Raw genomic sequence first — 12,848 nt, 5'->3', positions numbered from 1 at the left:
GGAGTCGGGCCGTGGCGGCGACGGTCAGAGGATGTTGAACGGAATGGTGGTCACGATCCGCAGCTCGTCCAGGCTGCCATCGGCTTGTGCCTTGCTGGCGCGGTGGGCGGTGTAGGTGGCACGGATGGTGGTGTCCTTGAGCATGCCGCTCTGTACCGCATAGCTGGTGCCGATGCCCCACTCATAATGGTTTTCACCGTCCATGCCGCGCACGTCATAGGCGACACCTTTGTAATGGGTGCCGTCGATGCCCCAGCCGCGGGCGTTGTACAGGTTGAACTTCAGGCCTGGCACGCCGTAGGGCGCCATGTTCAGCACATAGCTGATCTGCAGCGACTTTTCGTTCGGGCCGTTGAAGTCCGACAGCAGGGAGTTGGCCAGGTAGATGCCGTTGGTTTCGTGCAGGTAGTCGAAGTACTCGTTGCCGTTGACCTGCTGCCAGGAGGCACTGAGCGTGTGGGCCTGGTGGGTCAGGCCGAACGACAGGCTGTAGGTGTCGTTGTCGATCTCGCCCATTTTCTTGCTGCCGGCGTCGACGGTCTTGTAGTAGTTCAGGCCGGTGCTCAGGCTCAGCACCGCGCTGTCGCCCAGCACATGGTTGGCGCCGAAGTAGTACTGGTTCCAGAAGTCATCGACCTTGGTGGCGTAGAGACTGGTGGTCAGGCTCTTGAACGGCTGGTAGTTGATACCGGCGGTGCTGGCGCGGTCGGTCTCGACCCCCTCGGCGCCATACTCGCTGCGGAACTTGCTCAGGCTCTGCTCGGTACGCGGCGAGACGCGGTCGAAGGTGCCCAGGTCGAACGACAGGTTGTCGAACTCGGCGCTGTGCAGGAACGCGCCCTGGAAGCTCGACGGCAACGCACGGTTGCCAATGTAGGCGATCATCGGCGTGTCCACCGACTGGCGACCCAGGGTCAGGGTGGTGTTGGACATCCGCGCCTTGACGTTGCCCAGGCCCATCTTGCTCCACTGGCCGATCGGATCACCGTCGCTGTGGGTCAGGGTACGGTTGTTCGGCCCCGCCACCGCAGCGCGTCCGCGCTCCAGGGCGATGGCGTTGTAGGCCGCGGCCTCGACGGCGAAGCCCACGGTGCCTTCGGTGAAGCCCGAGCTGTAGTTGAGGATGGTGCCCTGCACCCAGTTGTCACGGCTGTGGGTGGCGCGGCGAGTGCCGTCGCTCTTGGTGTATTTCCACAGCGGCGCGCGGGTGGCACGTTCGCGGGCATACCAGTTGCGGGTGCTGCCGGACAGGCTCTGGCCGTCGATGAAGCCTTTGGCCTCGGCCTGTTCACTGCTGGACTTGAGCGTGATCGGCACATAGTCCTGGCTGGCGGGTTCGGCCTGGGCGAGGGCGCAGAAGGCGCCGACGGACAAGGCCAATGCGGTGGTTGCGGTACGTCTCGACATGAAAGCTCCCTTTCTTTTTTTTAGTTATCACCCGGCTTCGTGGGCCGGGCTTGTCACGGTGACGCGGTACTGCGGGTATCTGCCTGGGGGTTGCCAGGCAAATCCGGGCTGCACGCGGTCGCGGGAGTGGGTTGCACCCCCGGCCTGACGTTGCAGGGTCAATCGATACTGACGCCGGAGAAAACGTTGCGTCCGAAGGGGCTGACCTTGAAGTCTTTCACGCTGATGCTCAGTGGCTGGTTGACCGTCGAGTGCGCCACTGGGGTGATCGGTACCTGTTGCTTGAGGCGTTGTTGGGCTTGCTGATACAGGCTGGTGCGCTGTTCGCGGTCGGTGACTTGCTTGGCTTTTTTCACCAGCGCGTCGTACTGCGTATCGCACCACAAGGAGTAGTTGTTGCTGCCGATGGCGTCGCAGCTGAACAGGGTGCCGAGCCAGTTGTCCGGGTCACCGTTGTCGCCGGTCCAGCCGATCAGGGCGATGTCATGCTCGCCGTTCTTCATGCGCTTGAGGTACTCGCCCCATTCGTAGCTGACGATGCGCACCTTGAAGCCCAGCTTGCTCCAGTCGGCCTGGAGCATTTCGGCCATCAGCTTGGCGTTGGGGTTGTAGGGGCGCTGCACCGGCATGGCCCAGAGGGTGATCTCGGTGCCGTCCTTGACCCCGGCCTGCTTGAGCAGGTGCTTGGCCTTTTGCGGGTCGAAGGGGGCGTCCTTGAGCGACGTGTCGTAAGACCACTGGGTCGGCGGCATGGCGTTGACCGCCGGCTGGCCGGCGTCCTGGTACACGGCCTGGATGATCGCCTGCTTGTTCACCGCCATGTCCATGGCCTGGCGCACCTCGAGGCGGTCGAACGGCGGGTGCTGGGTGTTGTAGGCGATGTAGCCGAGGTTGAAGCCCGGTTGGGTCATGACCTGCAGCTTGTCATCCTGCTTGAGCGCCGGCAGGTCGGCGGGGCGCGGGTGCAAGGTGACCTGGCATTCGTTCTTGCGCAGCTTCTGGATGCGTACCGACGGGTCGACGTTGATGGAGAAGATCAGGTTGTCGATCTTCACCCGCTCCGGCGCCCAGTAGTCCTTGTTGCCCTTGAAGCGGATCTGCGAGTCCTTTTGGTAACGCTGGAACACGAACGGCCCGGTGCCGATCGGCTTCTGGTTGATGTCGCTGGGCTTGCCGCTGGCCAGCAGGTGTTCGGCGTATTCGGCGGAGAGGATCGAGGCGAAGGCCATGGCGATGTTCTGGATGAACGCGGCATCGACGCTGTTGAGGGTGAAGACCACGGTCAGCGGGTCGGTCTTCTCGACCTTGGCGATGTTCTTGTCCAGGCCCATGCTGACGAAGTAGGGGAACTCGGTGGGGTAGGCCTGGCGGAACGGCTGCTGCTTGTCGAGCATGCGGTTGAAGGTAAACAGCACGTCGTCGGCGTTGAAGTCGCGGCTGGGCTTGAAGTCCTTGTTGCTGTGGAACTTCACCCCGGGGCGCAGGTGAAAGGTGTATTTCAGGCCGTCCTCGGATACCTGCCAGTCGGTGGCCAGGCCGGGTTGCACGGCGGTGCCGCCGCGCTCGAACTCGACCAGGCGGTTGTAGATGGGTTCGGCGGCGTCGTTGTCGGTGGCCGCGGTGTACTGGGCGGTGTCGAAGCCCGCCGGGCTGCCCTCGGAGCAGAACACCAGGTTGCTGGCCAGGCTGGTCGATGCCTGGCCCAGCAGGCCAAGGGCGATCAGGGTGGAACTGAGCAGGGTGAGGCGCATGGCAGATCCTTTGTCCGTGTAGTTTTGGCCGCGCAGGCAATATGCGGCTGTGACGTCCCGGTCCTGACGATAGAGGCGTCAGGATGCGGGAGCCAGGGATCAGAGACTGGTATGGGGGCGGGACGGTTCTGGCGAGCGTGCGGGAATAGCCCTACGTATCGCCAAGTCGCGTGATCGCCCTGTCGCCACTACGGCAACAGGGCGATCACGGCCGTTACTTGTCCACGCTGACCCCGTAGAAGGAGTTCAGGCCGAAGGGGCTGATCTTGAAGTCCTTCACTTTCGCGCTCATGGGCTGATACACGGTGGAGTGGGCGATCGGGGTGATCGGCACCTGTTCCTTGAGGATATGTTGCGCCTGCTTGTACAGCTCGGTGCGCTTGGCCTGGTCGGAGGTCGCCTTGGCTTGCTTGATCAGGTCGTCGTAGGGCTTGTAGCACCACTTGGAGAAGTTGTTGCCGTCCATGGCATCGCAGCCATAGAGGGTGCCCAGCCAGTTGTCCGGGTCACCATTGTCGCCACTCCAGCCAATCAGCATGGCGCCCTGCTCGCCGCCCTTGGAGCGCTTGATGTACTCGCCCCATTCGTAGCTGACGATCTTGGCCTTGATGCCGATCTTGGCCCAGTCGGACTGGAGCATCTCGGCCATCAGCTTGGCGTTGGGGTTGTAGGGGCGCTGCACCGGCATGGCCCACAGGGTGATCTCGGTGCCTTCCTTGACGCCGGCTTCCTTGAGCAGTTGCTTGGCCTTCTCTGGGTCGTACGCGGCGTCCTTGATGGTGTCGTCATAGGACCATTGGGTGGGTGGCATGGCGTTGACCGCCAGCTGGCCTGCGCCCTGATACACCGATTCGATGATCTGTTTTTTGTTGACCGCCATGTCCAGGGCCTGGCGGACCTTGAGCTGGGACAGGGGGTTTGCTTGGTTGCTGCCCTTGACCTTGTCCATCACGTTGTAGGCGATGTAGCCGAGGTTGAAACCGGCCTGGTCGGGCATCTGCAGCTTCTTGTCCGCCTTCAGCGGCTCGATGTCGGCAGGGCGCGGGAACAAGGTGACCTGGCACTCGTTCTTCTTGAGCTTTTGCATGCGCACCGAAGCGTCGGTGCTGATGGCGAAGATCAGGTTGTCGATCTTCACGTCCTCAGGATTCCAGTAGCTCTTGTTGCCGGTAAAGCGAATGTTCGAGTCTTTCTGATAGCTCTTGAACACGAACGGCCCGGTGCCGATCGGCTTCTGGTTGATGTCGGCGGGCTTGCCCTGCTTGAGCAGCTGGTCGGCGTATTCGGCCGACTGGATCGAGGCGAAGTGCATGGCCATGTTCTGGATGAACGCGGCGTCGACTTGCGCGAGGGTGAACTTCACCGTGTGGTCGTCGAGCTTCTCCACCTGGGTGATGTTCTTGTCCATGCCCATGTCGGTGAAGTACGGGAACTCGGTGGGGTAGGCCTTGCGGAAGGGCTGGTCCTTGTCGAGCATGCGGTTGAAGGTGAACAGCACGTCGTCGGCGTTGAAGTCGCGGCTGGGCTTGAAGTAATCGGTGGTATGGAACTTGACGCCTTCACGCAGGTGGAAGGTGTAGGTCTTGCCGTCATCGGAGACGTCCCAACGGGTGGCCAGGCCGGGGATGACCTTGGTGCCACCGCGTTCGAATTGCGTCAGGCGGTTGAAGATGGTCTCGGCGGAGGCGTCGAAGTCGGTTCCGGTGGTGTATTGCCCCGGGTCGAAACCGGCCGGGCTGCCTTCGGAGCAGAACACCAGGTTGGACGCGGCGTGGGCGATCGGTGCGCCGGCTAGCAAGCCTGCGCCTACCAGGAACGGAATGACTGCGTGTTTGAGCATGGTGGCCTCATTGTTGTCATTTTTCGAATTGAGGCGGCCTCGTGAGCCGACCTGCGGATACTTATGCAGGGGGTATTCCCAATGCAACACTCAGCAGGATGGTTGACGGCAAAAACGTGGTACGGACGTACATGGATGTCGCATCCGTATAACTTTGGCGAATGTTGATCGTTTGCGTCGTCAAACGAAGCGAAATTTTCAGGATATTTCGCACTTTATGTGACAAGCGGATGCACCCGTTTGGTGCGTAGGAAGGGTCTGAAACAGTTGTCCGAGACGGTTTTGACCGCCTCGGATATTCAAATGGAGTGTTCAGGGCACCTGGACTTCGATCAGGCCGTCGGCGCTCATGCTGACTTCGCTGGTACCGGCCTCGATATCCGGTGCTGGCGCGGCTTCGTCGGCGGCGCCCTTGGCCATCATCGCCATTGGCGCGTTGCGCAGGTACGGGCGTGGGTAGCCGCTGCTGTTGAGGTTCAGGCTGACCACTTTGTAGCCCTTGCCGCCGAGGGCCTCGGTGGCCAGTTGGGCGCGGGCCTTGAAGGCGGCGACGGCGTCCTTGAGCAGGGCGTCCTCGCTGCTCTTGCGCGTGGCCGGGGCGATGGAGAAGTCCATGCCGCCCATTTTCAGGTCTTGCAGCAGCTCGCCGGTGAGCTTGGACAGGGCTGGGAAGTCGGCGCTTTCCAGGCGCAGTTCGGCGCGCTCGCGCCAGCCGGTGATCTTCTGCCCCTTGGTGTCGTAGATCGGGTAGCTGTTGCGGCTGCCTTGGCTGATCTTCACGTCCTTGACCTGGCGGGCCTGCTGCACGGCTTTGTTCATGGCCTCGGTGATTTCCTTGGCCAGTTTGCCCGGGTCGCTGTTCTGCGCTTCGCTGTACAGGGTCACGACCATCAGGTCGCGGGCCACTTCCTTGCTCACTTCGGCGCGCAGCGACACCTGGTTGTAGTAGCGCGGCTCGTCGGCGGCCAGGGCGGGCAGGCTGGCGAGCAGGCCGCAGGACAAGGCAACGGCGGCGGCGCCGCGACGGGGAATATGCATGTGGAGCTCCTTGGCAAGATAAGGCGTGGCATCGAGACCACGCATGGCCGATCAGACCGTGAAACAGTGTAGTGGGTTCAAAAGTGCCATCATGTACCTGTGACAAAGTGTGGCGCTTTGCCGCATTGCTGCAGCGAGGCGCCCGGCTTCGGTATACTCCAGCCGATTTTCCTGGAGCACTCATCGGGAGAGCTCATGCTCGCCGCCGCACATCCGCTGTCCGCTACACGCCAGAACCTCTGGCGCCTGACCTTCATTCGCATCCTCGTCCTGGCCGCCCAGGCCGGCTCGGTGGGCGTGGCCTACTGGACCGAGCTGCTGCCGCTGCCATGGTTCTCGCTGGCGGTGACCCTGGCCCTGTCGTCGTTGCTGTGCGCCTTCACCGCCCTGCGCCTGCGCCTGTCGCTGCCGGTCACCGAGCTCGAGTATGCCCTGCAGCTGGCCTGCGACCTGTTGATCCACAGTGCCCTGCTTTATTACTCGGGCGGTTCGACCAACCCCTTCGTCTCCTATTACCTGGTGCCGCTGGCGATCGCTGCGGTGACCCTGCCGTGGATCTATTCGCTGGTGCTCTCGGGCATCGCCCTGGTGGCCTACAGCCTGTTGCTGGTGCAGTACTACCCGCTGGAAACGCTGCCGCTGGCCCGCGACACCATGCAGGTCTACGGCATGTGGCTGAGCATCGCCCTGGCCGCCGGGGTGATCACCTTTTTCGCCGCGCGCATGGCCGAGGAGTTGCGTCGGCAGGAGAACCTGCGGGCCGAGCGGCGCGAGGAGAGCCTGCGCGACGAGCAGTTGCTGGCGGTGGCCACCCAGGCGGCCGGTGCCGCCCATGAGCTGGGCACGCCGCTGGCGACCATGAGCGTGCTGCTCAACGAAATGCGCCAGGACCACGCCGACCCGCAGTTGCAGGAAGACCTGCAGATCCTTCAGGACCAGGTCAAGCTGTGCAAGGAGACCCTGCAGCAACTGGTGCGCGCCGCCGAGGCCAATCGCCGCCTGGCGATCATCGAGCAGGAGGTCACCGCCTGGCTCGACGAGGCGCTCAACCGCTGGCACCTGATGCGCCCCGAGGCCAGCTACCGCTTCCAGCGCCTGCGCGATGGCGCGGTGCCGCGCCTGACACCGCCGCCGGACCTGACCCAGGCCCTGCTGAACCTGTTGAACAATGCCGCCGATGCCTGCCCGGACGACCTGGAGGTGCGCCTGGACTGGGACGCCCAGGACATCGTCATCAGCATCCGTGACCATGGCCCCGGCGTGCCGGCGGCCATCGCCGAGGCGATCGGCAAACCCTTCATTACCACCAAGGGCAAAGGCTTCGGCCTGGGCCTGTTCTTGAGCAAGGCCAGCGTGACCCGTGCGGGCGGTTCGGTGAAACTCTATAGTCATGAGCAGGGTGGCACCCTGACCGAATTGCGCCTGCCCCATGGCAAGCGAGGAGATGAACGATGAGCGAAGAAATCCAGGTCGAAGGCGAAGAACTGCCGCACCTGTTGCTGGTGGACGACGACGCCACCTTTACCCGGGTCATGGCCCGTGCCATGAGCCGCCGGGGTTTCCGTGTGAGTACCGCCGGTTCCGCCGAGGAAGGCCTGAAGCTGGCCGAGCAGGACCTGCCGGACTACGCCACGCTGGACCTGAAGATGGAAGGTGACTCGGGCCTGGTGCTGCTGCCCAAGCTGCTGGAACTGGACCCGGAGATGCGGGTGGTGATCCTGACCGGCTACTCGAGCATCGCCACGGCGGTCGAGGCGGTCAAGCGCGGCGCCTGCAACTACCTGTGCAAGCCGGCCGACGCCGATGATGTGCTGGCGGCGCTGCTCTCGGAGCACACCGACCTGGACACCCTGGTGCCGGAAAACCCGATGTCGGTGGATCGCCTGCAATGGGAGCATATCCAGCGCGTGCTGGGCGAGCACGAAGGCAATATCTCCGCCACCGCGCGGGCACTGGGCATGCACCGGCGCACCCTGCAGCGCAAGCTGCAGAAGCGCCCGGTACGGCGCTGAGATCACGCGGTCTTGTCTGCTGAGCAGGTGACACGCATCCTTGTAGGAGCGGCCTTGTGTCGCGAAAGGGCCGCAAAGCGGCCCCGGCGGTTTCAGGGCTTCACCGGGCCTGGGGCTGCTGTGCAGCCCTTTCGCGACACAAGGCCGCTCCTACAGGGATCGCGCATGGCTTGATCAGCGGCCACGCCCGCTATCGGGCTTGCAGCCCCGAGCGGTCAACCCGCACCGCCAGTTGCCCCGCACCTGCTGGCGCCTCGAACGCCACCAGTCCACCTGCCGGCACCTTGGCCCGGCCGATCACCTTGCCATCACGCAGCAACTCCAGCGGCATCCCTGCCATCGACTGGCCCGACGCCAGTTCCAGCTTGATCTTGATTGTCATGAGTGACCTCCCTGTCACGCGTTGCGATCGATGTAAGTGGTTGCCACGCCATCCAGGCTGGCGATCAGTTCCGGCGAGCCGCCACGGAACTGACGGAACAGGTTGCGCCCGCGCTGCTTGCCATCCACCGGCACCTGCACGCTGGGATGGAACTGATCGGTCAGTTCGGCATAGGCGCTCCAGGGGCCGATGTACGACTCGTTGAGCACATCGGTGATGCTGTAGGCATAACGCACCGCATTGCCCGCTTGCCAGTTCAGGCCATCCGGCTCGCGGCGCTGCCAGCCGGTGATGACCGGCGACCCGGCAGGTGGGGCGAGGAAGCCGGCTGGCGTGTTCGGCTTGTAGTCCTTGAGCAGCAGGTAGGTGCTCCATCCCCACCAGTCGGCAATGCGCTTGCGGTCGTTGAGGTCGTTGACATCCTTGCGTCGCAGCACGGCCTTGCCGTCCAGGAAGTACAGCGGGGCGAAGTTGCCCGGCACCAGGTCCTGTTCGGCGGCGCGCAGGTCCGGGGCCAGGCGCAGCGCGCCATAGTCCTTGGCCAGTGGCACGTGGCCATCGACAAAGGCCTGGAACACCTCATCGGCCGAGCGCTGCACGGCGCGGCCCACCTGGCGGCGGTTGGCCACATCCACCGTGTCGAAGTAGCGCTTGTCGCCGTAGGCGCGCCATTGCTCGCCCTCGGCGTTGCGCACCGCCAGGCCGTACTTGCTGTCCTCGTCGTGCATGAAGCGCGAGATCAGCGAACCGACATCGCTGGGGGTGACGGTGTCGGCCAGGGCCTTGCGCGGCACCCGCAGGTGGCCGGCGGAGAACAGGTCGGTGAGGAAGTGGTCGGCGAAGGCGTTCATCGCATAGGCCAGTTGCAGGTCGCGCTCGTTGCCACTGGCGCGGGCCTTCACGGCTTGCTGCAGGGCGGCGGCGTGGCCTGCCTGGTAGGCCAGCAGCGCCCAGGGGCCGAAGTGGTCCCAGTTGCTGGCGGCCAGCTTCAGGTAACGCCCCAGGGGGAACAGGTCGGAGGCAAAACTGCCGCCGCCGGTGATGCGGTTCCAGCGCGCCGACAGGCTGTCGCCCAGCGCATCGTAGGCTTCGTGGGGCTGGCGCCCGTCCTTGATGGCCTGGTTGGCGGCGCGGATTTCTTCCTGCATGACTGCGAGGATCTGCTCGGCTTCGGCCTTGGCCGCCGGCAGGCGGGCCAGGGAATCGAACGCCTGGGTGAAGCGCTCGAGGCGTTCGGCGTCGGTGCTGCCATCGGCGATGGGGCGCTCGGGCAGGCCGAAGAAGTCGCCACCCAGGGCGATCACCTGGCCGTAGGTCAGGCTCAAGCCATTGGGTAGCGGCAGCGGCGCTTGGTGGGCGAGGATGCCCGCTTGGCCGGGCGCGAAGCGCAGCAGGGTGTTGTCGCCGATAGCGGTGTGCTCGGCGCCTTCGAAGTACAGCTCAGGGCCCCGTTGCTCGGCCTTGGCGCTGCTCGGCGGCACGCCGAAGCGGTGGTACTTGAGGGTGTGGTGGCCGTGCATGACCAGCACCAGGTGGCTGTCCGGGCCGGGGAGGGCGACGCCTTGGGGGTCGAACAGCTGGTCGAGGTCGGCGACCACCAGGGTGGCCGGGGCTTTGGCGGGCGCAGGCGCAGTGTGTGTTCCTGACATGATTTGCTCCTTGCAATGTCGGGATAATCCATTTTTATACTGTATGCATATACAGTAATTACTATCATATTCAGGAAATTTCCTACGTCAAGGTCTGTTTGTGCAGGCAACTGGCAGCTACGGCGGGCGCAAGCCCCCGGCACTGGCGTATGATTGCCCCCCTCGACACCCAGCCTCAGGATTGCGCTGCATGCTCGCCCTTCTTATCCAGACACTGAACATCACGGCCCCTGTGTTCGCCATGCTGTTCATGGGCGTGTTGCTCAAGCGCGTTGGCTTGATCGACGACAATTTCAACCGGGTCGCCTCCAAGCTGGTATTCAACGTGTGCATGCCGGCGCTGTTGTTCCTCGGCATCTACCACGCCGACCTGGCGACGGCGGTGCAACCCGGGGTGATCCTCTACTTCGTCATCGCCACCCTGGCGGGCTTCGCCCTGGCCTGGGGGCTGGCCATCTGGCGCTGTCCGCGGGCTGACCGTGGCATCTATACCCAGGGCGCGTTTCGCGGCAACAACGGCGTTATCGGCCTGGCCCTGGCGGCCAGCCTGTATGGCGACTACGGTATCTCCCTTGGCGCCGTGCTCGCGGGCCTGGTGATCCTGCTGTACAACTCGCTGTCGGCGGTGGTGCTGGCGGTGTACAGCCCGGACTTGAAGTCCGACCCGTTGAGCATCGGCAAGAACATCCTCAGCAACCCGTTGATCATCAGCGTGCTGCTAGCCACGCCCATGGCCTACGGCCAGGTGCCGCTGCCCAACTGGCTGCTGACCAGCGGCGACTATCTGGCGCAGATGACCCTGCCGCTGGCGCTGATCTGCATCGGCGGCACCCTGTCGCTGGCCGCGCTGCGCGACAGCGGCCGGCTGGCGCTGGATGTCAGCCTGGTGAAGATGGTCTGGCTGCCGGTACTGGGCACTCTGGGTGCCTGGTTGTGCGGTTTTCGCGGCGCCGAGCTGGGCATCCTGTTCCTGTACATCGGCAGCCCGACCGCCGCGGCCAGCTACGTGATGGCGCGTGAGGCCAACGGCAACCACGAACTGGCGGCGTCGATCATCGTGGTCACTACACTGATGGCGGCTGTCACCACCAATATCGGGATCTTCTTCTTGCAATGGGGTGGATGGATCTAGCCCAGTTGCAAGCAAAACCAACAATACTGCCTCACCTAAAGGACACTTCATGCAAGACCAGAGCACGCCCGAGCGCTTGCAGCGCGGGCTGAAGAATCGCCATATCCAGCTGATCGCGCTGGGCGGAGCCATCGGCACCGGGCTGTTCCTGGGCATCGCCCAGACCATCCAGCTGGCCGGCCCCTCGGTGCTGCTGGGCTACGCCATCGCCGGCCTGATGGCCTTCCTGATCATGCGCCAGCTGGGCGAGATGGTGGTCGAGGAGCCGGTCGCCGGCAGCTTCAGCCACTTCGCCCACCAGTACTGGAGCGAGTTCGCCGGGTTCGTCTCGGGCTGGAACTACTGGGTGGTGTACGTGCTGGTCGGTATGGCCGAGCTCACCGCGGTGGGCATCTACGTGCAGTACTGGTGGCCGGACTTCCCCACCTGGGCCACGGCGGCGATCTTCTTCGTGGTGATCAACGCCATCAACCTGACCCAGGTGAAGGTCTACGGGGAGATGGAATTCTGGTTCGCCCTGGTCAAGGTGGTGGCGATCGTCAGCATGATCGCCTTCGGCGCGTGGCTGCTCGCCAGCGGTGATGGCGGGCCGGATGCCAGCGTTGCCAACCTCTGGCAGTACGGCGGTTTCTTCCCCAATGGCGTGGTCGGGCTGGTCATGGCGCTGGCGGTGATCATGTTCTCGTTCGGCGGCCTGGAGCTGGTGGGCATCACCGCCGCCGAAGCGGCCAACCCGCGCGAGAGCATTCCCAAGGCCACCAACCAGGTGGTCTACCGCATCCTGATCTTCTACATCGGTGCGCTGGCGGTACTGTTGTCGCTATACCCCTGGCAGAAGGTGGTGCAGGGCGGCAGTCCGTTCGTGATGATCTTCCACAACCTCGATAGCGACCTGGTGGCGACCATCCTCAATATCGTGGTGCTGACGGCGGCGCTGTCGGTGTACAACAGCTGTGTGTATGCCAACAGCCGCATGCTGTTCGGCCTGGCGGCCCAGGGTGATGCGCCGCGCCAGTTGCTCAAGGTCAGCCGTCGTGGGGTGCCGCTGACGGCGCTTGGGGTATCGGCGTTCGCCACTGGCCTGTGCGTGCTGATCAACTACCTGATGCCGGGTGAGGCGTTTGGCCTGCTGATGGCGCTGGCGGTGTCGGCGCTGGTGATCAACTGGGCGAGCATCAGTATCACCCACCTCAAGTTCCGCAAGGCCAAGCTGGCGGCAGGGATCACGCCGTTCTACCAGAGCTTGTGGCACCCGCTGAGCAACTACCTGTGCCTGGCGTTCATTGTGCTGATTCTGGTGGTGATGTATCTCACCCCGCCGATTCGTATTTCGGTGATGTTGATTCCGGCGTGGATTGCTGTGTTGTGGGTGGCGTTTCGGATGAAGAAGGCGCGGCAGGCCTGATTTGATCCAGTTCGGTTTCGGGATATTACGGTATCCTGAAACCGAGTTGGTTGGATGGCGTATTATTATTCAAGCCTGTTTCAATCTCTCGGTTGCCCTCCGAGGCAGTCAACACATTGCCAACTGTCCAACCACTAACTCCGTATCTCTTGATCTTGATCTTGATCTTGATCTTGATCTTGATCTTGATCTTGATCTTGATCTTGATCTTGATCTTGATCTTGATCTTGAT

Annotated in this window: 10 protein-coding genes; 4 read left to right on the top strand and 6 right to left on the bottom strand. The window is 63.5% G+C overall.

Translation table 11 applies throughout. The annotated features are described in order from the left end of the window. Window positions 1-24: 24 nt before the first annotated feature. From NJG22_RS00050 to NJG22_RS00035, 4 genes are all read right to left on the bottom strand, one after another. The gene (locus tag NJG22_RS00050) at window positions 25-1,407 is read right to left on the bottom strand and encodes an OprD family porin (protein ID WP_253091636.1); all 1,383 of its coding nucleotides are present in this window, start codon (window positions 1,405-1,407) and stop codon (window positions 25-27) included. Between the two features lie 158 nt (window positions 1,408-1,565). Beyond that, window positions 1,566-3,158, bottom strand: a complete 1,593-nt coding sequence (locus NJG22_RS00045; RefSeq protein WP_253091635.1) for an ABC transporter substrate-binding protein — start codon at window positions 3,156-3,158, stop codon at window positions 1,566-1,568. 214 nt (window positions 3,159-3,372) lie between these two features. Continuing rightward, window positions 3,373-4,998 carry an ABC transporter substrate-binding protein gene (locus tag NJG22_RS00040; RefSeq protein WP_253091634.1) on the bottom strand — a complete coding sequence of 542 codons (1,626 nt, stop codon included), beginning with the start codon at window positions 4,996-4,998 and terminating at the stop codon, window positions 3,373-3,375. A 312-nt stretch (window positions 4,999-5,310) separates the two neighbouring features. Beyond that, window positions 5,311-6,036: an SIMPL domain-containing protein gene (locus NJG22_RS00035; RefSeq protein WP_217849963.1), complete on the bottom strand. Its 726-nt coding sequence runs from the start codon at window positions 6,034-6,036 to the stop codon at window positions 5,311-5,313. A gap of 195 nt (window positions 6,037-6,231) precedes the next feature. Between NJG22_RS00035 and NJG22_RS00030 the strand changes: the two genes are divergently transcribed. Both NJG22_RS00030 and NJG22_RS00025 read left to right on the top strand, forming a co-directional pair. After that, complete coding sequence (locus tag NJG22_RS00030) at window positions 6,232-7,491, top strand: ATP-binding protein (RefSeq protein ID WP_253091633.1); 1,260 nt, start codon at window positions 6,232-6,234, stop codon at window positions 7,489-7,491. After that, complete coding sequence (locus NJG22_RS00025; RefSeq protein ID WP_186658669.1) at window positions 7,488-8,048, top strand: response regulator transcription factor; 561 nt, start codon at window positions 7,488-7,490, stop codon at window positions 8,046-8,048. Before NJG22_RS00030 ends, NJG22_RS00025 begins: the two co-directional genes overlap by 4 nt. A gap of 190 nt (window positions 8,049-8,238) precedes the next feature. Here the strand turns inward: NJG22_RS00025 and NJG22_RS00020 are convergent, their stop codons facing one another. Together NJG22_RS00020 and NJG22_RS00015 are read right to left on the bottom strand one after the other, a co-directional pair. Beyond that, a complete protein-coding gene (locus NJG22_RS00020) occupies window positions 8,239-8,430 on the bottom strand; it encodes a hypothetical protein (protein WP_253091632.1) in 192 nt (63 codons plus the stop codon). Window positions 8,431-8,444: 14 nt separating this feature from the next. Next, window positions 8,445-10,079 carry a phospholipase gene (locus NJG22_RS00015; RefSeq protein ID WP_253091631.1) on the bottom strand — a complete coding sequence of 545 codons (1,635 nt, stop codon included), beginning with the start codon at window positions 10,077-10,079 and terminating at the stop codon, window positions 8,445-8,447. Window positions 10,080-10,269: 190 nt separating this feature from the next. Between NJG22_RS00015 and NJG22_RS00010 the strand changes: the two genes are divergently transcribed. Together NJG22_RS00010 and NJG22_RS00005 are read left to right on the top strand one after the other, a co-directional pair. After that, the gene (locus NJG22_RS00010; protein WP_253091630.1) at window positions 10,270-11,211 is read left to right on the top strand and encodes an AEC family transporter; all 942 of its coding nucleotides are present in this window, start codon (window positions 10,270-10,272) and stop codon (window positions 11,209-11,211) included. A 49-nt stretch (window positions 11,212-11,260) separates the two neighbouring features. Further along, window positions 11,261-12,616 carry an amino acid permease gene (locus NJG22_RS00005; RefSeq protein ID WP_253091629.1) on the top strand — a complete coding sequence of 452 codons (1,356 nt, stop codon included), beginning with the start codon at window positions 11,261-11,263 and terminating at the stop codon, window positions 12,614-12,616. The last annotated feature ends 232 nt before the right edge of the window (window positions 12,617-12,848 follow it).

Source organism: Pseudomonas sp. VA159-2, assembly GCF_024126635.1.
Lineage (GTDB): Bacteria > Pseudomonadota > Gammaproteobacteria > Pseudomonadales > Pseudomonadaceae > Aquipseudomonas > Aquipseudomonas muyukensis.
This window is presented reverse-complemented; position numbering and strand designations above follow the sequence as displayed.